Origin of the sequence: Lysobacter daejeonensis GH1-9, from assembly GCF_000768355.1 — a bacterium.
In the GTDB taxonomy this organism is placed as follows: Bacteria; Pseudomonadota; Gammaproteobacteria; order Xanthomonadales; family Xanthomonadaceae; genus Aerolutibacter; species Aerolutibacter daejeonensis.
Map to the genome: position 1 here is coordinate 1 of NZ_AVPU01000014.1, position 19,657 is coordinate 19,657.

Annotated in this window: 17 protein-coding genes and 2 tRNA genes; 17 read left to right on the forward strand and 2 right to left on the reverse strand. The window is 65.3% G+C overall.

Annotated features, from left to right (window positions below; translation table 11 throughout):
* Positions 1 to 83: 83 nt before the first annotated feature.
* The 4 genes from N800_RS09035 (at position 84) to N800_RS09050 (ending at position 3,406) form a co-directional block, all read left to right on the forward strand.
* Positions 84 to 167: transfer RNA gene (locus N800_RS09035), tRNA-Leu, on the forward strand.
* A gap of 176 nt (positions 168 to 343) precedes the next feature.
* Positions 344 to 1,582 (forward strand): lytic murein transglycosylase, encoded by a 1,239-nt coding sequence (locus N800_RS09040; RefSeq protein WP_036137457.1) that lies wholly within the window; start codon positions 344 to 346, stop codon positions 1,580 to 1,582.
* Between the two features lie 59 nt (positions 1,583 to 1,641).
* Positions 1,642 to 3,267 carry an FMN-binding glutamate synthase family protein gene (locus tag N800_RS09045; protein WP_036137324.1) on the forward strand — a complete coding sequence of 542 codons (1,626 nt, stop codon included), beginning with the start codon at positions 1,642 to 1,644 and terminating at the stop codon, positions 3,265 to 3,267.
* Positions 3,268 to 3,331: 64 nt separating this feature from the next.
* Positions 3,332 to 3,406: transfer RNA gene (locus N800_RS09050), tRNA-Val, on the forward strand.
* A gap of 90 nt (positions 3,407 to 3,496) precedes the next feature.
* Here N800_RS09050 and N800_RS09055 read toward each other — a convergent pair.
* Entirely contained in the window at positions 3,497 to 4,684 is a 1,188-nt protein-coding gene (locus N800_RS09055; protein ID WP_036137327.1) for a glutathionylspermidine synthase family protein, read from the reverse strand.
* Positions 4,684 to 5,268 (reverse strand): DUF1190 domain-containing protein, encoded by a 585-nt coding sequence (locus tag N800_RS09060; protein WP_052108115.1) that lies wholly within the window; start codon positions 5,266 to 5,268, stop codon positions 4,684 to 4,686. Before N800_RS09060 ends, N800_RS09055 begins: the two co-directional genes overlap by 1 nt.
* A gap of 123 nt (positions 5,269 to 5,391) precedes the next feature.
* Here N800_RS09060 and N800_RS09065 point away from each other — a divergent pair, with 123 nt between their 5' ends.
* From N800_RS09065 to N800_RS09125, 13 genes are all read left to right on the forward strand, one after another.
* On the forward strand, positions 5,392 to 5,859 hold the full coding sequence (locus N800_RS09065) for a hypothetical protein (protein WP_036137330.1): 468 nt from the start codon (positions 5,392 to 5,394) through the stop codon (positions 5,857 to 5,859).
* A 56-nt stretch (positions 5,860 to 5,915) separates the two neighbouring features.
* Positions 5,916 to 6,299 carry an arsenate reductase (glutaredoxin) gene (gene arsC / locus N800_RS09070; protein WP_232227578.1) on the forward strand — a complete coding sequence of 128 codons (384 nt, stop codon included), beginning with the start codon at positions 5,916 to 5,918 and terminating at the stop codon, positions 6,297 to 6,299.
* Positions 6,300 to 6,301: 2 nt separating this feature from the next.
* Positions 6,302 to 7,135 carry a tyrosine-protein phosphatase gene (locus N800_RS09075; protein WP_084087410.1) on the forward strand — a complete coding sequence of 278 codons (834 nt, stop codon included), beginning with the start codon at positions 6,302 to 6,304 and terminating at the stop codon, positions 7,133 to 7,135.
* A gap of 165 nt (positions 7,136 to 7,300) precedes the next feature.
* The gene (locus N800_RS09080; RefSeq protein ID WP_036137336.1) at positions 7,301 to 7,990 is read left to right on the forward strand and encodes a polysaccharide biosynthesis/export family protein; all 690 of its coding nucleotides are present in this window, start codon (positions 7,301 to 7,303) and stop codon (positions 7,988 to 7,990) included.
* Between the two features lie 23 nt (positions 7,991 to 8,013).
* Positions 8,014 to 10,137 carry a GumC family protein gene (locus tag N800_RS09085; protein ID WP_232227579.1) on the forward strand — a complete coding sequence of 708 codons (2,124 nt, stop codon included), beginning with the start codon at positions 8,014 to 8,016 and terminating at the stop codon, positions 10,135 to 10,137.
* A 28-nt stretch (positions 10,138 to 10,165) separates the two neighbouring features.
* The gene (locus tag N800_RS09090) at positions 10,166 to 11,350 is read left to right on the forward strand and encodes a tetratricopeptide repeat protein (protein WP_036137339.1); all 1,185 of its coding nucleotides are present in this window, start codon (positions 10,166 to 10,168) and stop codon (positions 11,348 to 11,350) included.
* A 97-nt stretch (positions 11,351 to 11,447) separates the two neighbouring features.
* On the forward strand, positions 11,448 to 11,834 hold the full coding sequence (locus tag N800_RS09095; RefSeq protein WP_036137341.1) for a hypothetical protein: 387 nt from the start codon (positions 11,448 to 11,450) through the stop codon (positions 11,832 to 11,834).
* A gap of 109 nt (positions 11,835 to 11,943) precedes the next feature.
* Positions 11,944 to 13,221, forward strand: coding sequence for an O-antigen ligase family protein (locus N800_RS09100; RefSeq protein WP_198032504.1), 1,278 nt, complete (start codon positions 11,944 to 11,946; stop codon positions 13,219 to 13,221).
* Positions 13,222 to 13,287: 66 nt separating this feature from the next.
* Positions 13,288 to 14,673 (forward strand): undecaprenyl-phosphate glucose phosphotransferase, encoded by a 1,386-nt coding sequence (locus tag N800_RS09105; RefSeq protein ID WP_036137468.1) that lies wholly within the window; start codon positions 13,288 to 13,290, stop codon positions 14,671 to 14,673.
* Between the two features lie 20 nt (positions 14,674 to 14,693).
* Positions 14,694 to 15,812: a GDP-mannose 4,6-dehydratase gene (gmd, locus tag N800_RS09110; protein WP_036137345.1), complete on the forward strand. Its 1,119-nt coding sequence runs from the start codon at positions 14,694 to 14,696 to the stop codon at positions 15,810 to 15,812.
* A 12-nt stretch (positions 15,813 to 15,824) separates the two neighbouring features.
* Positions 15,825 to 17,327 (forward strand): lipopolysaccharide biosynthesis protein, encoded by a 1,503-nt coding sequence (locus tag N800_RS09115; protein ID WP_084087415.1) that lies wholly within the window; start codon positions 15,825 to 15,827, stop codon positions 17,325 to 17,327.
* A 26-nt stretch (positions 17,328 to 17,353) separates the two neighbouring features.
* Complete coding sequence (locus tag N800_RS09120; protein WP_198032505.1) at positions 17,354 to 18,541, forward strand: glycosyltransferase family 4 protein; 1,188 nt, start codon at positions 17,354 to 17,356, stop codon at positions 18,539 to 18,541.
* Complete coding sequence (locus N800_RS09125) at positions 18,538 to 19,629, forward strand: glycosyltransferase (RefSeq protein ID WP_036137353.1); 1,092 nt, start codon at positions 18,538 to 18,540, stop codon at positions 19,627 to 19,629. Before N800_RS09120 ends, N800_RS09125 begins: the two co-directional genes overlap by 4 nt.
* Positions 19,630 to 19,657: the final 28 nt, after the last annotated feature.

The following is a 19,657-nucleotide window of genomic DNA, read 5'->3' on the forward strand; positions in this document are numbered from 1 at the left end:
GAGTTCGAGTCTCGTTTCCCGCTCCAGATTCAGGGGTTCGCCCCACGCAAAGCCCCGCATCTGCGGGGCTTTGTTGTTTCCACGCCCGGTTGGCGAAACTGGTAGACGCAAGGGACTTAAAATCCCTCGGCCGCAAGGTCATGTCGGTTCGATCCCGACACCGGGCACGCCTTTCGCGCGAGTTCCATTGGGGTTTGTCGCTGCCGTGTGACAAGCCTGCGCCGCGCGGACGGGTAACGTCGCGCACATGGCTTCGTGGATATCTTCATTACCGATGTTGGCCCTGACGGTACCGGGGCTGGCGCCTGCGCACGCCAGCACGCAGGAGCATCCGGTGGTGGTCGTGCCGCAGGCCACTTTGCCGCCCGCCGCATCCGCGCCCCGGACAGACCCGACTCCGACTGTGTCGACGGCGACGGACCTCCCGCCGGGAGTGGCAGCCTGCAGGTCGCGATTACGCGCATCGGCCATCGGCGCCGGCGTCACGCCACAGGTGTTTGATCGTCACGTGGCTACCGTCGCGCCTGACGCCTCCGTGTTGGGGTTTCTCGATGCGCAGCCGGAGTTCACCACGCCGGTGTGGGATTACCTCGCTGGGCTCGTCGATGAGGAGCGTGTCAGCGACGGACGCGAACAAATGCGCGTCCACGCCGATTTGCTTGCTCGCGTCGCGCAACGCTACGGCGTCGACCCGGCGATGGTGGTCGCGGTGTGGGGTGTGGAAAGCAATTTTGGCCGCGCGTTCGGCAAGCGGCCGCTGCTGGTGTCGCTGGCCACGCTGGCCTGCCAGGGACGCCGGCAGGCGTTCTTCCGCGGCGAACTGATCGACACGCTGCACATCATTCAATCCGGTGATGTTGCGCCCGATGGGCTCGTGGGGTCGTGGGCCGGCGCGTTCGGGCATACGCAGTTCATGCCCTCCACGTTCCGTCGCATCGCGGTCGATTTCGATGGGGACGGTCGACGGGACCTCGTGGGCAACGTTGCCGACGCGCTGGCCTCAACCGCCCACTTCCTCCAGCGGGCGGGTTGGCGCAGCGGTGCCCCTTGGGGCCATGAAGTGCTGGTTCCAGCCGACGCGTATTTGGGGCCCACGGGACGGCGGCATCGCGAGCCGTTGCGTTACTGGATGGCCAAGGGCGTCACTCGCGCGGATGGTCGAGGGTTTGAGCCGGATCGCGACACGCCTGCCTCATTGCTCCTGCCAGCGGGACGCGGCGGGCCGGCTTTCCTGGTCTATCGGAACTTCCATGCGATCTATTCGTACAACGCGTCGGAGAGCTATGCACTGGCTATCGCGCTGTTATCGGATCGCCTTCGGGGCGGGGCAGGGTTGAAGACCCCGTGGCCGACCGAGGATGCAGGGCTATCCCGTCTCCAGCGGCGTGAACTGCAGGCGTTGCTGCTGGCCCGTGGCCATGCCATCGGGGAGGCCGACGGCATCATTGGTGCGGCGACCCGACGCGCAATCGTGACGGAACAGCAGCGGTTGGGCCTCACGCCACAGGATGGCCGCGCGGGCCTGCTCATCCTGCAAGCGCTGCGCAGTGCACAAGGCAGCGGTCCGGGTGATGAACGCTAGGCCACAGGTCGTCGCCGCGACACGTTATCCTCATCCGCAATTGCCGATATGGACTGTCCATGACCCGCTACGCCCCTTATGCGCTGAGCGTGCTCCTGACGCTGCTGTCGTTGCTGGCCTGGTTCAGTGAAGGGGGTGGGTGGTGGATCGGCGCGGCGGTATTTGGCGCGCTGGCCGCGCTGGGGACGGCGGACCTGCTGCAGACCCGCAGCACGCTGCGCCGCAACTACCCGCTTCTGGCCCATTTCCGCTATAGCCTGGAGTCGATCGGCCCGGAACTGCGGCAGTACTTCTTCCAGTCCGACACCATGGAAGTGCCGTACTCCCGGCAACAGCGCGCGCTCATCTACCAGCGGTCGAAGTCGGTCAACGACGTGCTCCCTTTTGGCAGCCAGCAGGATGCCTACGCCGTGGACTATGAGTGGATCAACCACTCCATGGCGCCCACGCCCCACCGCAGCCACGACTTCCGCATCACCATCGGCGCGCAGTGCGCCCAGCCTTACTCGGCCAGTGTGTTCAACATCTCGGCGATGAGCTTTGGCGCGTTGTCGGCCAATGCCATCCGTGCACTGAACAAGGGGGCCAAGCTGGGCAACTTCTACCATGACACCGGCGAAGGCTCGATCTCGCCGTACCACCGCGAGAACGGCGGCGACCTGGTGTGGGAAATCGGCTCCGGCTACTTCGGCTGCCGCAATGACGATGGCGGCTTCAGCGAGGAGCGTTTCATTGCCAACGCGCGCGACCCGCAGGTCAAGATGATCGAGGTGAAGCTGTCGCAAGGTGCCAAGCCGGGCCACGGCGGCGTCCTGCCCGCAGCCAAGGTCAATGCGGAGATCGCGATGACGCGAGGGGTGCCGCAAAGTATGGATTGCGTCTCGCCTGCGCGGCACCACGCGTTCAGCACGCCACTCGAACTGCTGGCCTTCGTCGCTCGCCTGCGGGAGCTGTCGGGCGGGAAGCCCACCGGTTTCAAGTTGGCCATTGGCCATCCGTGGGAGTGGTTCGGCATCGCGAAGGCCATGGCGGAAACGGGCGTGCTGCCTGACTTCATCGTGGTGGATGGTGCGGAAGGGGGCACCGGCGCCGCGCCAGCGGAGTTCATCGACCACGTAGGCGTACCGATGCACGAAGCGCTGATGCTGGTGCACAACACACTGGTGGGATTGGAACTGCGTGACCGCATCCGCATTGGCGCGGCGGGGCGCATCAGCAGTGCATTCGACATCGCCCGGACGTTGGCCATGGGCGCGGACTGGTGCAACGCGGGCCGCGCCTTCATGTTCTCGCTGGGCTGCATCCAGTCGCTCAGCTGCCACACCGACCATTGCCCCACCGGCATTGCCACCCAGGACCGGACGCGATGGCAACACCTGGACGTCACCGACAAGGGGCAGCGGGTGTTCAACTTCCACCAGAACACGCTGAAGGCGCTGCGCGACCTGTTGTGTGCCGCGGGCCTGGAGCATCCGGACCAACTGGGGCCGGAGCACATCCTGCGGCGTGTGTCGCCCATCGAGGTCCGCTCGCTGGGTGCGTTGTACGCCTTCCTCAAGCCGGGTGACCTGCTGGGGCGCATTCCGCAGCACGCGTTGTTCCAGCAGTTCTGGGCGAGCGCCAGCAGCGAAAGCTTCGTAGCGCCGGCGACCGTGCAGTCGCTTCGCCAGTCGAAGCTGGTGTGAAGAAATTTCGTTCACCCCCCTTGGCAAGCATGGGGGCGATTGCTGTATACTGCGCAGCCCTTCGGGGCGGTTAGCTCAGCGGTAGAGCATTGCCTTCACACGGCAAGGGTCACAGGTTCGATCCCTGTACCGCCCACCATATGCAACAGACACAGCCGGCCTTGTGCCGGCTGTGTTTTTTCTGCGCATGCTCTTCTTTGGGTCGAGCCTTGCAGCCCGCGGATCGTGCTCAGGCCTCGATGGCGAATTTGCCCGCAGGTTCGCTGCCGACGATGGCATGCGGCACGAACCGCGCACTGTCATGCGTGATGGGGCTGTCGTCCTCGCGGATGCCGATGCCGCAGGCGTGGTCGCCCACCACCCAGCTGCCGACCATCGGGTAACGGCCGTCAAACGCGGGCAGCGGATGCAGCGCTTGGCGAATGGCGGGCCCCAGGTACGGCCCCGACTCGCTCAACAGTCGGCCATCGGCATAGCGCATGTCCACGTTGGCGCCTTCGCGCGAGAACAGCGGCTTGCGTACCCAGCCGGGCTGCAGTTCGCCGCCTTGCTCGAAATGCGCTTCCAACAGGTTGGGGTGGCCGCGATGGCGCTCCCACAGCAGTGGTAGCACGCCCTTGTTGCTCAGGATCAGCTTCCACGCCGGTTCCAGCAACTGCAGGTCCGAGCGCAGCAGCTCCATGCCGAACGGGTCGGCGAACAGGTCTTCCAGCGGGTACAGCTTGAACAGGCTGCCGATGGCGACATCATCCAGATCGGTGAAACGGCCGTCCTGTGCGATGCCGATGTCTTCCAACGCCATCAGGCCCGCCGGAAAGCCGGCCTGTGCGGCGCAGTCGTGCAGGTAGGCCACCGTGCCCTGGTCCTCCACGCTGCTGCCCACGGCCGCGAAATACATCGGCGGCTTCAGGCGCGAGGCGAGTTCTCCAAACCGTTCGACCAGCGCCTCGTGGATGGCGTTGAACTGGTCCGCATCCTGGGAGAGGGCACCGCGGTCGCGCTGGTTCTCAAGCCACTCCCACTGGAAGAACGCCGCCTCGTACAGCGAGGTGGGCGTATCGTAGTTGAGTTCGTACAGCTTGGCCGGACCGTGGCCGTCGTACGCCAGGTCCAGGCGGCCATACAGATGCGGATCGCGGCGGCGCCAACTCTGCGCCACGTAGTCGCGGAACGCCTCCGGGATGGCCAGGCGCTGCATGAGTGCGTCGCTGTCCACCACCTCGTCCACCAGCGACAGCGCCATCTGGTGCAGTTCGGCGGTGGGGTCTTCCAGATCACGCTCTATCTGCTGCAGCGTGAACGCGTAATAGGCGCTCTCGTCCCAGTAGGGCGCGCCGTTGATGGTGTGGAACTGGAAGCCGCAGGCCTCGGCGCGCCGGCGCCAGTCCGGTCGCGGCGGGATGGCGACGCGGCGCATCAGCCGCCGAAGCTGCCGGAGCGTCGTGCCGAGGTCGCGCCAAAGCCGCCACGACGCACGGTCATGGCGCGGTCGGGCTGCGCATCCACACGGATCAGGGCAGTGGCGCCCCCGGCGGACGACGGGCCGGGCTTGAGCCAGTCGTTGTGAGCGGTGCGGAACGCTGGCTCGCCTTTCGTGGTGCCAACCGGCGGCGGTCCGCCCGCGGAAGCCAGGCCCGCGCCACGGCCGTTGAGCATCTGCGACAGGAAGAAGCCCGTCATCAGCGGCCCGATGAACGAGTGGCCGCCCGCGGTCTGCTGCGTGCCGCACTGGCCCTGACCGAACTGGGACTCACACTCATTCACCGAGGCGAACTTCGGCGTGGTCTCCGCCGCCTGCAACCTGGCCTGGTCGAAGGCCTGCCTGCACATGTATGGGTTCTGGGTCTTGTCCACGCATGCTTCCACCGAGGTGAACAAACCTTCGGCGGTCTGCACCTCCGGCTCGCGCGAGCAGGCCAGCAACAGGATGGGCGCCGTGCCCATGAGCACGAGGGCGGTCCGGCGGGAGCGCTTCATCGGGAGCGTGGAGTGATCGGTCATGGCCCAAGAATACGGCATGCCCGCCAGGCGCTGCGAGATGAGATCGGCGTCCCGCTTTAACAAACGCTCTGCGCGATAGCCTCGCCCTGTGTCTGTTCCCCACGTACCAGCAGGGATTTGCCCATGAAGCACCTCATCGCCACCCTCGCGCTGCTCGGTCTGCCGCTCGCAACGCCGACCGCGTCGGCAGCGACCCAGTTGCCGGCTGGCTACGTCCCGGCACCGACGGGCAAGGGGTGGAGCGAGGGGCCGACCTTGTGGCGTGAATACGATCATGCCGGCAAGCGCGTGGTGCGTTGCATGGCCGGGCCGCAGGATGTCGAGTTCAAGGCCGCGCCAACCGGGCCGGTACAGAGCTGCAAGGACAGCCAGCGGGTCTTCCAGGGCACGATCGCGGCCACTGGTACCAGCCTAGTCCAGGACCAGGACGGCAATCGCTGGGAAGTTCGCGTGTCCGACAAGATCGAGCGTTGGACGGACGTCCACGGCAATATCACCACATGCAAGTACGAGGCCGGCTTCAAATCGTGCAAGTTCCCGGAGCCTGCCACGATCAAGGTTTCGCGCCTCACGAGCGGAATCGCGCGCTGATTCTTGCGGGCATCGCGCCGGCGTCGTCCATCGGCCAACGCCCCTGAGCGGGTACCATGGCGTCAAATCCACGCCTGCATGCCATGACCACCGACGCAACCCGCCTGTACCACAACCCGCGATGCTCCAAATCCCGCGGCGCCCTTGACCTGTTGCGCGAGCACGGCGTGGAGCCGCAGATCGTGGCCTACCTGGATACGCCGTCCTCCGCTGCGGAACTGCGTGGCCTGTTGGCGATGCTTGGGCTGCCGGCACGCTCGCTGCTGCGCGCGGGTGAGGAGATCTATGGCGAACTGGGCCTGGCAGATCCTTCTCTTGATGAGTCCACCCTGATCGACGCGATGGTCCGCCACCCGCGGCTGATCGAGCGTCCCATCTTCGTGCATCGCGGCAAGGCCGTGATCGGTCGGCCGCCCGAGAACGTGCTGTCGTTGCTGTAACGATGCTCGACCTGCATTGCCACATCCTGCCGTCCATCGACGACGGTGCCACCGATCTCCCGATGGCATTGGCGATGGCCCGGATCGCAGCGGCGGACGGCATCACCACCATCGCCTGCACGCCCCACATCTACCCGGGTGTCTACGAGAACACCGCCGCCGGGATCCGCGCCGCCATTGCCGCGTTCCAGGCGGAACTGGACGGGCAGGGCATCGCCATCCGGCTGGTTGAAGGCGCCGACGTACACCTCGATCCGGCACTGGTCGATGGCCTGCGCAGCGGCCGCATCCCCACGCTGGCCGGTTCGCGCTACCTGCTGCTGGAGCCGCCACACCACGTTGCTCCGCCGCGCTTCGAAGAGGCCGTGTTCGAGTTGATGGCTGCCGGCTACGTGCCCGTCATTACCCACCCCGAACGGCTGACTTGGGTGGAGAGTCACTACGACCTGTTCACCCGCCTCAGCCAGCGCGGTGCGTGGATGCAGATCACCGCTGGGGCCCTGACGGGCCGTTTCGGCCGGCGGGTCAAGTATTGGGGCGAGCGGTTCGTAGCCGAAGGCCACGCCATGCTGCTGGCCACCGATGCCCACCACCCCGAGCGGCGGCCACCGCTGCTGGCCGAGGCCCGGGAGGCGGCGGCCGCACTGGTCGGGGTGGAAGAGGCCATGCACCTGGTGCGGACACGGCCACAGGGCGTCGTGGACGACCTCGCGCCCGACTCGCTGCCGCCTCCCCTGCACGCCTGCGGTGGATTCCGTGCAGAAGGAATGCAAGGTGCCCGGGACAACCCGGGAGTACTGGCCCGGCTCATGCGGGGCTTCGGGATGCGGCGGTAGCCGGGCCGGCGCCGCCACGGCCGCCGACACCCCCGCGCGTGCAACCCACGCCAAAGAACTTTTCCCACGCGTGCCAACCACTGCACGCCACCCTGAGCGGCCGTTCACGCCCCGCATGGGGCATAATTCCCAAGTTGTTGAATTTGTTTAACAGGGGCCCTCCGCTTGTTCACCTTTGTCCGTGTCAGCGCTCTGCTGTGCGCTGTGCTGTTGTCCGCGTGTGCCAGTCGCGGCGATGTGGCCCAGGCGCCTGCGTTGCCGGTGGTCGACCCGGTCACCGAAGTGCTCGGCCAGCCCGAGTATCGCGTTGGGCCCCATGACCTGCTCACCGTCACGGTCTTCCAGATCAAGGACCTGGACCGCGAGGTGCGCGTCAACAACGCTGGCCAGATTTCGCTGCCACTGATTGGCGGCGTGCAGGCGGCCGGCCGCACCGTGGCCGAGTTGGAGGCGGACATCGCCCGCCTGTACAGCGCACGTTACCTGCAGGACCCGCAGGTCACCCTGTTCGTGAAGGAATTCTCCAGCCAGCGCGTTACGGTCAATGGTGCCGTGCGCAAGACCGGCATCTTCCCGATGAACGCCGCACGGCTGTCGCTGTTGCAGGCCGTGTCGCTGGGTGAGGGCCTGACCGATACCGCCAACCCGCGACACGTCGCCGTCCTGCGCCGGGTGGACGGCCGCACCATGGTCGCCCGCTTTGACCTGGAGGCCATCCGCGAAGGCCGCATGCAGGACCCCGAAATCCTGGGTAACGACATCGTGGTCGTGGACGAATCGAAGGGCGCCGTCTGGTTCAAGCGCTTCATCCAGATTGCTCCCGTCCTGACGTCCTGGTTCTACTACTCCAACTGATGAGCAACGAAATGCAATCCGGCATGACCCTGGCCACTTCGCCCCAGGGCGATCGCGATCCGGACGAGATCGACCTGCTCCAGTACTGGCACGTCCTGTGGAACAACCGCTGGCTGGTGGCCATCGTCGGCGCTGCGGTGGTGGCCATCGCGGTGGTGTTGACGCTGCTGGCCACGCCCATTTTCCGCTCCACCTCGCTGTTGCAGATCGAGCGCGAGAGCCTGCAGGTGCTCAACGTCGAAGGCGTGATGCCGACCGAGCGCGGTTATTACGGCGACGACTTCTACCAGACCCAGTACGAGCTGCTGTCCAGCAGCTCGCTGGCGTTGCGCGTGGTGCAGGACCTCAACCTGACCCAGGACGCGTACTTCAAGCCCATGGTGCAAGACGTGGGCGAGGGCCAGAAGCCTGCGCAGCGCCTGCAGGAGCAGCGCCGGGTGCTGGCCGACATCGTGCTCGGCGATGTGAGCATCGAGCCGGTGCGCAACTCGCGCCTGGTCCGGATCAATGTCGACTCGCCCGATCCCAAGGTGGCGGCCCGTGTCGCGGACGCCTGGAGCGAGGCCTTCATCGCCTCCAACCTGGAGCGCCGTTTCGATGCGTCGTCCTACGCGCGCAAGTACCTGGAAGAGCGCTTGGCGCAGTTGAAGGCCAAGCTGGAGGACTCCGAGAAGGCGCTGGTGGAGTTCGCCGCGCAGGAGCAGATCGTGTCGGTGGGCGACGACAAGCCGTCGCTGTCAGCGCAGAACCTGAGCGAGCTCAATGCCTCGCTGGCCAAGGCCCAGGACGAGCGCATCCGCGCCGAGGCCGAGTGGGCGCAGGCCTCACGTGGCGACGGCTTCGGCCTGCCGCAGGTGGTAGCCAACACGCTGATCCAGCGCCTGCGCGAAGAGCGCAGCAAGCTGCAAGGCGAATATCAGGAGAAGCTGCGCACCTACAAGCCCGACTACCCGGACATGCAGCGCCTGTCGGGCCAGATCGCGGAAATCGACCGCCAGATCTCGGGCGAAGTAGGGAACATCCGCTCGTCGGTCAAGGCGCGCTACGACTCTGCCGTGGCACAGGAAGAGCTGCTGGACGCGCGCATCGGCGGCCTGAAGGGTGACGTGCTGGACCTGCAGAGCCGCAGCATCCAATACAACATCCTCAAGCGCGAAGCCGAGACCAACCGCCAGCTCTACGACGGCCTGCTGCAGCGCTACAAGGAGATCGGCGTGGCCGGCGGCGTGGGCGCCAACAACATCTTCGTGGTGGACCGCGCGGTGGTGGCCGAGGCGCCGTACAAGCCCAGCCTGCTGCGCAACCTGGCGCTGGCCATCCTGGTGGGCGGCATGCTGGGCGTGCTGGCGGCATTCGCGCGCCACTACCTGGACCGCACCATCCACTCGCCCAAGGCGCTGGAGGAGCTCACGCGCCGCCCGGTGCTGGGTGTCATTCCGCGCCTGGCCACCGGCGTCTCGCCGGCGCAGGCGTCGACCGACCTGCGCTCGCCGTTTGCCGAGGCCTATCGCTCCGTGCGCACGGCGTTGCAGTTCGCCACGGCCCATGGCCTGCCACGCAGCCTGCTGGTCACCAGCCCCAGCGCCAGCGAGGGCAAGAGCACGACCGCTCTGGAGCTGGCACGCAACATCGCGCAGTTGGGCAAACGCGTGGTGCTGGTGGATGCCGACCTGCGCAATCCTTCGGTGCACAAGTTGACCGGGCTGTCGAACGCCACCGGCCTCTCCAACGTGCTGGCAGGCGCCGCCGCGGCCGAAGCTGCCGTGCAAGTGAGCAAGGAAGGCGGTCTGAGCGTCATCACCTCCGGCCCGCTGCCGCCCAACCCGCCGGAGTTGCTGGCCGGCGAGGGGCTGCAGGCACTGCTGTCGGCATTGAGCGAGTGCTTTGACGCCATCGTGCTGGACGGCCCGCCGGTGCTGGGCCTGGCCGACGCGCCGCTGTTGGCGCACCGCGCCGAGGCCACGCTGCTGGTCGCCTCCGCCGAGCAGACCCGCACCGATACCCTGCAGGGTGCCCTGCAGCGCCTGGTGGCTGCGCGTGCGCATGTGCTGGGCTCCGTGCTGACCGGTTTCGACCTCAACAAGGGCAACTCGTACGGCTACGGCGGCTACACCTACTACAACTACGGCGGTGACGGCCGCGCCTGAGGGCCGCGCCGTTCCTGCAGCCACGGGCATGGCCAGGTTCTCGCGCACTGCAGTTGTCGCGGCGCTGGTGCTGGGTGGCGCCGCGCTGGCTGTGCAAGTGGCGCTGCGCGATGCCGAACTCGGCCCGCCGAAAGGTGCGGACCGGTGGATGCGCGCCATCGATGCCGACCCTGTGGTGACGGACGCGGATGTTGCCGCCGCGCATGCGGTCCTGCGCGAGCGGCCAAATGACGGCCGCGCCTATCGCGTCCTTGCCCAGGCCGCGGATGCCAGTGGCAACCATGACGAAGCGACCCGCTTGCTGGGCATCGCCGTTCGGCTGGCCCCGCGTGACCGACTGACGCGGGCCGCCTTGCTCGACCGCGCTTCGGCCCGCGACGACATCCCACAGGCCCTGGAACATCTGGACGCGTTGCTGCGTGTCGCCCCGGCCCTGCGCGAGGCCGTGTTGCCGGAACTGGGCAAACTGCTGGACCGCGAGGACGTGCGCGTTGCCCTGATCCCGCGGCTGGCCGCCGGACCCAAGTGGCGCGGGGCGCTGGTCCCAGCCTTGTTGGTCAACACCACGCCGGCCGCCGGCGCCGAAGCCTTGCTCGCCGCCCTGTCGCAGGCCGGCACGCTGGCTCCTTCCGAGTTGGAGGCGCGCATTACGCTGCTGCAGCGTCTGGGCCGGCCGGCGGACGCGCGCGCCGCGTGGCTTGCGATGCTCGCGCCGGCACAGCGTGCCTTGGCCGGACCTGCGCTGTTCGATGGCGGCTTCGAGGCCCCGGAGGTCACCGGCGGCTTTGCGTGGCGAATCACCCCGCGGACCGGTGTCAGTGTGTTGCCGGATGACACCGCGCCGGCCGATGGGCAGGGCAGCCTATCGCTGGTATTCGAAGGGCGATCGGTCACTGGGTTGGGACTTGAGCAGGCCTTGGCGCTGGCCCCGGGCCGTTATCGACTGACGGGGCAGGCGGCCAACGACACCCGTGCCATGCGCCCCTTCGCATTTGAAGTCGTCTGCGCCGCCAATGGCCGCCCGTTGGGCACGGTGGAACTGCCCAACGCCAGCCTCGCACCCGCTTGGCAGCCCTTTGGCGGCACCGTACAGGTGCCGGCCGACGGGTGCACCGGCCAGTGGCTGCGGTTGCGCTACTTGGGCCGCTCCCTCAACGAACGCATCCTTTCAGGAACATTGCGGCTGGACGCCCTCGAACTGCGCCCCGAATGAGACAAACTCTCGAGTGGCCGGCTTGCGGGCCAGCCCCCGTTCCGCCTATCCTTCCGCCGGTATGTGCCGGAATTGGCACGAATTTTGGGAGTCATGCATGAAGCAGTTGGTAGTTGGCCTGATCGCCACCCTCGCCGCGGGCGCCGCGTTTGCACAGCAGCCCACCGTTCTGGCGCATGCCAAGAGCGAAGGCGTGACTGTCAGCGGTCATGCGGTGCCGGCCGCCAGCAGCATGGGCGCCGCCCCCGGCGACGTCATTGCCGTGACCTCCGGCGAAGCCAAGGTGACCTACGCCAACGGCTGCAGCGTGACCGTGACCTCGGCCGCCTCGTACACCGTGGAAGCCAAGCCGCCGATGTGCGCCAGCCCGGTCAAGGCCGCGGCCACCGACACCAAGTACTACTGGGCTGTCGGTGCGGGCGTGGTGGCCGCTGCGGCTCTGGCCGGTGGCGGTGGTGGGGACGACAAGCCCTCCAGCCCCTGATTCCAGGACGGAGTGGGTTTCACGGACGGGCCGCCTCTGCGGCCCGTTTGTTTTTCAGGGGATGTGCGTGCGGGTAGGGGTATCCACACAGGACCGATGGGCCGAAGGCGTGGCTGGCACTTTGTTGCTGGCGGCGTTGCTGTTTGGTGGCGGTCCGCGTGGGCTGGGGGATCTGGCGGTCCATCTGGCGGCACTGCCAGCGGCCGCACTGGCCGCGTTGCGCTGGCGTACCGCCGAGCGCGCATCGCTTCAGCGTTGGGTGGCTTGGGGGTGGGGCGGCATTCTGTTGGTGCTGTCCCTGTCACTGCTGCCGCTGCCGGCCAGCGTGTGGGGCCACGGTGGCCCCCGCGCCGACCTGCTGGCCGGCTTGACCGTCATCGGTGAATCGGGGGGCTGGCGGCCCTGGTCCTTGGATCCGTGGGGCACGGCGCGCGCGCTGCTGGCCGTGGGCACCGCATTCGCCCTGTGGGCCCTGCTGACCACGTTGGGCGAGGCATCGCGGCGCCGCTTGCTGATGCTGGCCATTGGCGCGGGGCTGGCGATGGCGCTGCTGGGGTTTGCCCAAGCTGCGGCCGGCGCGCACTCCACGCTGCGCCCGCATGCCTATCACCACCCGGTGGGCGCCATTGGCCTGTTCGCCAACCGCAACCACTTCGCCAGCTTGATGGGCATGCTGCTGCCGCTGACATTGGCTCTGGCCGCCCGGGCCCAACGGCACCGACGCCCCTCCGAGGCAGCGGTTTGGTACGGTGCCGCCGTCATCCTGATGCTGGCGGCCGCCCTGAGCTTTTCGCGCATGGGCGGCGCGCTGGCATTGCTGGCGACGCTGGCGGCGGTGCCGTTGTGCCTGCGGGGCGAGGGCAGGGCCCGCCGTAGGCTGTTGGCCCCGATCTCGGCCGTGGCCGTTGCCGCGGCGGGCGTTGCCGTCTACGCATGGAACGGCCTCGCCCAGCGCCTCAACCAGGACGTGGCCGAAGACCTGCGTTGGCAATACCTGCAATACGGCTGGCAAGCGGCCAAGGCCTACCTGCCATGGGGCAGTGGTGCGGGCAGCTTCCGCGAGGTTTACGCGCCCTTCGAGCCCATGGGGGCGATGCGCGACGTGCACGCACTGCACGCCCACAACGATCTACTTCAAGTGGCCATCGAGTTGGGCGTGCCCGGGCTGTTGTTGGTCGCTGGCCTACTGGCCGTGCTGATTGTTGCAGTGCGAAAATATCGTATTGCTGACTGCGGTGGACGGGAGATACTGACCGCCGCCGCATTGGCGGTTTCCGTGCCGTTGGTCCATTCGTTCGTCGACTACCCGTTGCGCACCCTTGCGGTGGCAACCACGTTTGCGATGTGCATGGCGCTAATCACGGCCAACTCGCAACGTGCTCAATGACTTAGGGGAGTCATGAACATGGTGTCTTCATCCATCGCGCATTCCGCGCGACCTGGCAGCCTTGCCATGCACAAGTTCGCCGCCATGGCGACCTTGGGCCTGCGCGTGGGCGACGCCGTGGTCCTGGTGGCGGCCGCCTGCCTGGCGTACTGGCTGCGCTTTGACACCTACTGGCTGCCCATGGAATACCAGAGCACGGTGGCGCGTGCCGTGATCGTAATGCTACTGGTGTTTGGCAGCGCCAACATCTACCGCAGCTGGCGCGGGCAGAGCCTGACGCTTGAGTTGACCCGCATGACCGCGCTGTGGGGCGTGGTGTTCGGCCTGAGTCTTTTGTACGTGCTGATGTTCAAGCTGGAAGGCGCCACCTCGCGCCTGTGGTGGGGCAGCTGGTTCGTGGCGGTAGTACTTACTACAGGGGGGGCTCGCATCCTGGCTCGCGGCCTGGCTGCGTGGGTGCGCGCCCAAGGCTGGGACCTGCGCAGTGCCGTGGTCATCGGCGCCAATGCCGACGCCACGCGCATCGTGCAGACCTTCCAGGGCAGCCCGTGGGCCGGCATCGACGTGCGCGGCTGGTTCAACACCTGCGCCGATACCCGCCAGCTGACCGGTGTTAGACACCTGGGCGACCTGGACGCGCTGGCGGATTACGTGGAGTCACACCACATCGACCAGGTGTGGGTGGCGCTGCCAATGAGCGCGCAGGCCGAGATCCAGGCCATTCTGGCGCGGCTGGACCACGCCACCGCCGACATCAAGTTCGTGCCCGACCTGTTTGGCCTGCAACTGCTCAACCACTCGGTGGACCAGGTGGCTGGCCTGCCGGTGATCAACCTGCGCGCCAGCCCTCTGGACGGCCACGCCCGTGCCATCAAGGCCATCGAGGACCGCGTGCTGGCCGCGCTGATCCTGATCCTGATCGCACCGCTGCTGGCGATACTGGCGCTGGGCGTGAAGCTCAGCTCGCCGGGGCCGGTGCTGTTCCGGCAGCAGCGCCATGGCCTGGGCGGCAAGATCATCGAGGTGTGGAAGTTCCGCAGCATGCGCCTGCATGCCGAAGACGATGGCAAGGTCACGCAGGCCAAACGCGGCGACCCGCGCGTGACGCGCTTTGGCGGCTTCCTGCGCCAGACCAGCCTGGACGAGCTGCCCCAGTTCTTCAACGTGCTGCAGGGCACGATGTCCATCGTGGGCCCGCGCCCGCATGCGGTGGCGCACAACCACCAGTACAAGAACGAAGTGCAGCACTACATGCAGCGCCACCGGGTCAAGCCGGGCATCACCGGCTGGGCGCAGGTCAACGGCCTGCGTGGCGAGACCGACACCGTGGCCAAGATGGCTGCGCGCGTGGAATACGACCTGTACTACCTGCAGAATTGGTCAGTGTTATTGGACCTGCGCATCATTGCCCTGACCATCGTCAAAGGGTTCATGGGCAAGGCTGTGTACTAACTTTGGATTTGGAGCAATAGATGGCAAAGCGTGCCCTTATTACCGGTATCACGGGTCAGGATGGTTCCTATCTGGCGGAACTTCTGTTGGAGAAGGGCTACGAAGTCCATGGCATCAAGCGCCGTGCGTCCTCGTTCAATACCGATCGCATCGATCACCTTTACCATGATCCGCATGCGGCCAATGGTAATTTCTACCTGCACTACGGCGACCTGACGGACACCAGCAACCTGACCCGCATCGTGGCGGAAGTGCAACCCGATGAGATCTACAACCTCGGCGCGCAAAGTCATGTCGCCGTTAGCTTCGAGATGCCGGAATACACGGCCGACGTCGATGGCTTGGGTGCGCTGCGCCTGCTCGAAGCGATGCGCTTCCTCAAGCTTGGTGACAAGTGTCGCTACTACCAAGCGAGCACCTCCGAACTCTACGGTTTGGTGCAGGAAGTCCCGCAGAAGGAAACCACGCCATTCTACCCGCGGAGCCCCTACGGCGTGGCCAAGCTCTACGCCTACTGGATCACGGTGAACTACCGCGAGTCCTACGGCATGTATGCCTGCAACGGCATCCTCTTCAATCACGAGAGCCCGCGCCGCGGCGAAACCTTCGTCACCCGCAAGATCACCCGCGGCTTGGCCAACATCGCCGTCGGCCTGGAGCCGTGCCTGTTCATGGGCAACCTCGACGCACTGCGCGACTGGGGCCACGCCAAGGACTACGTGCGCATGCAGTGGATGATGCTGCAGCAGGACAAGCCGAAGGACTACGTCATCGCCACCGGGGTGCAGTATAGCGTGCGCCAGTTCGTGGAACAGGCGGCCAAGGAACTTGGCATTACTCTGGCGTGGGAAGGCGACGGAGTCGGCGAGAAGGGTGTCGTGCAGGCCGTGGAAGGGGAGAAGGCGCCCGCAGTCAACGTTGGGGACGTCATTGTGGCGGTAGATCCGCGCTACTTCCGGCCTGCGGAAGTGGAGACGCTGCTGGGAAATCCCGACATGGCGAAAGCCGATCTCGGTTGGATTCCCGGGATCACCTTGACCGAAATGGTTGCCGAGATGGTTGGTAGCGACTTGAGGGAAGCACAGCGTCATGCACTGCTGCGCGATCACGGGCACCGCGTCGCGGTCGTTAGAGAGTAGTGGGCGTACGCAGTGAAAGCCCAGGAACAATCCTTGGCCGGGAGAACGATTGCAGCTGCGAAGTGGAGCTACGCGGGAAACGCCATTCGGGCTGTTAGCCAGTTTCTTGTCGGGATACTGCTCGCCAGGCTTCTTGGCCCAGCGGCGTATGGAACCATCGCCATTGCGTGGATCATCGTGGGCTTGGGTAAGCTTGTCTCGGATTTTGGCTTGGGTGCAGCATTGATCCAACGACCGGATCTTGGCGAGCGCGACATTAGATTCGCCTTCACGGTTCAGCTGCTAATCGGCTGTGGCCTCGGGTTGGTGGGAGTCGCCGGGGCGCCCGTCATTGCGGCGTACTTCAAGGACCCAGGCGCGATTCCTGTAATACGAGTGATGTCACTGCTCTTTGTAGTGCAGGCGATCGGACAGGTTGGGACGTCGCTGCTCACCAGGGGATTGCGGTTCAAGGCGATTCAGCTCGCGGGGATCTCCACTTACCTGCTCGGATACCTAGGGGTCGGTTTTGTGCTCGCATTGGCGGGGGCGGGGGTATGGAGCCTGGTCGCCGCACAGATGGTCCAAACCATCTCCTTCGCCATCGTCGTAATGTGGTTGGCAGGGACCCGCGTTGGACTTTGTCTTCAGGCTGAGTCCACCGGCTTGTTCCGTTTTGGCGGGAAAGTCATCGGCGCAAATCTCGCCAGCTGGGCGCTGCTCAACGTTGACAGTTTGTTCGTTGGCCGCGCGTTAGGAGTGACTCAACTTGGGCTATACAACCGCGCGATGACGCTTGTTTCCACTCCGACAAGCACGATCGTCGCAAGCGCTCAGCCAGTACTGTTCTCCGGTTGCTCGCGTCTCAATAAAGACTATGACCGTGTTCTGCCTGTCTATCTCGGGGTCACGGGGGGGATAGCGATCGTCGTTCTGCCAGTATTCTTGGTAATCGCTGCGATTCCGGATACTGTTGTTTCGGCCGTCTACGGTGACGCTTGGCTTGAAGCCGCCACGATCCTGACGCCGCTTGCGCTTGCGATGCCGGTATTCGCGCTTCTTTCCGTGATTGGCCCAGTGCTGATGGCAGTGGACCGGGTCGAGCTTGAGGTCCGCGCGCAGTGGGTCGCCTTGCTGATCTCTGTCCCCATCCTTGGCCTGACAGCACATCACTCGCTGACCGCACTGGGATGGGGCGTGCTCATGTCCTACCTGGTGCGATTTGTCCTGTTGGCCATGGCGATCCGGAAAGCGACCGGGTTGACTTGGGCAAGGTGGATGAACGCCATTGCCCCGGCGGCCGCATTGGCGGGAATTGTGGGAACCTCGGTATACGCCGCCGACCGGGCTTGTGCCATCAGCGACCCACACTCGCGCTTGGGCATCGACATGCTGGTCGCAGCCGTTACGTATGCGCTGGCTTTGCGCGCACTGGGGCCCACGGTCGGCCGGACGCCGGTGGGCACCCTGCTGCAGGCGCGCGCCTTGATGCCTTCACCCCTGCGCCGATGGCTGCGGATCAGCCACCTGGCTTGAGCGTGCCACATTTACGCGATCAAACAATGACTTCGAATTACACGCTGGGCATGGCAGGCCCTATGAGTGTCGCAGAGTTCAGGGATTTCCTGCATCCGGGGCAGTGGAGTGAGCGACTGCCAAAAGGTATGGGCGGGACTCCGGTAAACCTTCTGTGCAAGGAGCTTCTTCGCCGGGGGCAAAGGCTGGTTCTTTTCAGCTGTGATCCGTCTGTTGAGAACGAGGTTGTTCTCACCGGCGACAACCTCAGGATATGCATAGGGCCGCTAGGCACCCGGCCAGCGCGCAACTTCTTCAAAACGGCGCGTTCCTATCTTCGACACGCGATCCTGAGGGAGCGGCCCGATATCGTCCATGCACAGTGGACGTATGAATATGCGATGGCGGTACAGCAGCTTGATATCCCGCAGGTCGTTACTGCGCACGACGCGCCGTTACGTTGCCTTTGGCACAGCCTCATACCTTTCCGTGCTGCCAAGACGGCGATGGCCTATAGCGTCATGATGCGGGCGCGAAAAATCGTGAGCGTCTCTCCCTATGTGGCAGAGCACATAAGGCGCTATGCGTTCTATCGTCGGCCGGAGCAAATCATTCCCAATGGCATGCCGGCAGAAGCATTCATCGGCGACGTTGCTCCCGGCGTGAAAACAGGAGCAATTACCTTTGCAACCGTTCTGGTGGGATGGGGTGCATACAAGAATGGCCAAGCGGCGATCAAGGCATTTGCAAGGGTCCGAACCAAGCATCCCGAAGCCCGGCTATTGATGTTTGGCGCCGGTCACGGCGGTGGCGATCCGGCAGCAAGTTGGGCGCGCGAACGCACGCTTGCAGCGGGTATCGAGTTCGTTGGCGCACTTCCCTACGACCTGCTGATGAAGCGTCTCGCCAAGGAGGTGGATGTGCTCGTGCATCCTTCTTTGGTTGAGTCGCAGGGGATGGCTCTGATTGAGGCGATGGCCCGCGGGATTCCGGTCATCGGTGGCCACAGGAGTGGCGGAGTGCCTTGGACGCTCGACAATGGCCGGGCAGGGCGCCTGGTCGATGTGCGTTCACCGGACGCTATTGCAGCTGCGATGCACGAGCTGGCAATGGATGCTGAATTGCGTCGATCCTTGGCCATTGCCGCCCTTGATCATGCGAGGGCGGCATTCCACGTCGAGAAGGTGGCAGACGCCTGGCAGTCTGTGTACGACGATCTGGCGGCGCAACGATGAGAGTGCTGCACGTCCTCAACGAGTTGCGTCCTTCCGGTGCGGAGACGATGCTCCGTCTTGCTGGGCCTATCTGGAATAGCGCGGGATATCAATGCGACATCTTGTCGACGGGCCAGGATGTCGGCCCATATGCGGAAGCACTGCGATCTGCTGGCTATCAGGTCCATCATCTTGCGGCGCGCAAGAACCCTGCTTACTTCGTCGAATTCGCGAATCTGGTGAGGCGTGGTGGCTATGACGTGGTTCACCAGCATGCTGAGGGGATGCGCTATTGGTTCTGTCTGGCGGCCTTGGCCGTCGGAGCGAAGGTCGCAGCCACGGTGCATAGCAATTTCTCGTTCGATGGCTCGCTGAGATGGCGCCGCGCCTGGCAGCGTCGGCACTTGCAGCGCCTTGGGGTGGCCTTTATCGCAATCGCTCCTGGAGTCAGGGCAAACGAGGCTCGCCGCTTTGGCATTGAGTCGAGGTTGGTGTGGAACTGGTTCGATAGCGAAAAGTTCCGGCCAGTCACCAGCGAAGAGCGGATGCTTGCAAGACGCAGCTTTGGGCTGAGCGATCATGACAAGGTGGTCGTCTCGCTAGGCAACTGTTCTGAAGTCAAGAACCATGCGGCGCTCCTTGGAGCGCTCACCCATATGCCCGGTGTGAAATACCTGCATGTGGGGCAGGAAGATCACCAGTGTTCGGAGCAGAGGCTTGCCAAGGAAGTGGGGCTGTCCAGCCGCGTCCACTTTCTGGGATGGCTCGATGACCCACGAACCGCGCTTGCTGCCTCTGATGTTTATGTGATGCCGTCTTTATTCGAAGGTCTTGGAGTTGCGGCCTTGGAAGCCATCGGCTCTGGTCTACCGTGCGTGCTTTCACGTGCTCCCGGCCTAGTGGACCTGGCGTCGCTCGGTTTGACGCTTGAATACGCGGATGCAACGCCAGAAGCGCTTGCGAAGGTCATCACGACAGTGCTCGATAGAGGGGGCTTTGAGTCCGGGGCGGCGGATGCCAATGCCCAGATGGTGATTAAGCGGCTGAGTCCAGCCGAGGGCGGTGCCGCTTACGCCAAGATCTGGAGTGACCTAGCATGCTCGAGCTGAAGCATTCCACACTGGCATGCATCGTTAT

Bases quoted from the DNA above. Each gene is read 5' to 3' on its own strand.
- N800_RS09045 (WP_036137324.1), top strand. From the start codon at position 1,642: ATGACCCGCTACGCCCCTTATGCGCTGAGCGTGCTCCTGACGCTGCTG.
- N800_RS09055 (WP_036137327.1), bottom strand. From the start codon at position 4,684: ATGCGCCGCGTCGCCATCCCGCCGCGACCGGACTGGCGCCGGCGCGCC.
- N800_RS09060 (WP_052108115.1), bottom strand. From the start codon at position 5,268: ATGACCGATCACTCCACGCTCCCGATGAAGCGCTCCCGCCGGACCGCC.
- N800_RS09065 (WP_036137330.1), top strand. From the start codon at position 5,392: ATGAAGCACCTCATCGCCACCCTCGCGCTGCTCGGTCTGCCGCTCGCA.
- arsC (WP_232227578.1), top strand. From the start codon at position 5,916: ATGGCGTCAAATCCACGCCTGCATGCCATGACCACCGACGCAACCCGC.
- N800_RS09075 (WP_084087410.1), top strand. From the start codon at position 6,302: ATGCTCGACCTGCATTGCCACATCCTGCCGTCCATCGACGACGGTGCC.
- N800_RS09085 (WP_232227579.1), top strand. From the start codon at position 8,014: ATGACCCTGGCCACTTCGCCCCAGGGCGATCGCGATCCGGACGAGATC.
- N800_RS09090 (WP_036137339.1), top strand. From the start codon at position 10,166: ATGGCCAGGTTCTCGCGCACTGCAGTTGTCGCGGCGCTGGTGCTGGGT.
- N800_RS09095 (WP_036137341.1), top strand. From the start codon at position 11,448: ATGAAGCAGTTGGTAGTTGGCCTGATCGCCACCCTCGCCGCGGGCGCC.
- N800_RS09105 (WP_036137468.1), top strand. From the start codon at position 13,288: ATGCACAAGTTCGCCGCCATGGCGACCTTGGGCCTGCGCGTGGGCGAC.
- gmd (WP_036137345.1), top strand. From the start codon at position 14,694: ATGGCAAAGCGTGCCCTTATTACCGGTATCACGGGTCAGGATGGTTCC.
- N800_RS09120 (WP_198032505.1), top strand. From the start codon at position 17,354: ATGACTTCGAATTACACGCTGGGCATGGCAGGCCCTATGAGTGTCGCA.
- N800_RS09125 (WP_036137353.1), top strand. From the start codon at position 18,538: ATGAGAGTGCTGCACGTCCTCAACGAGTTGCGTCCTTCCGGTGCGGAG.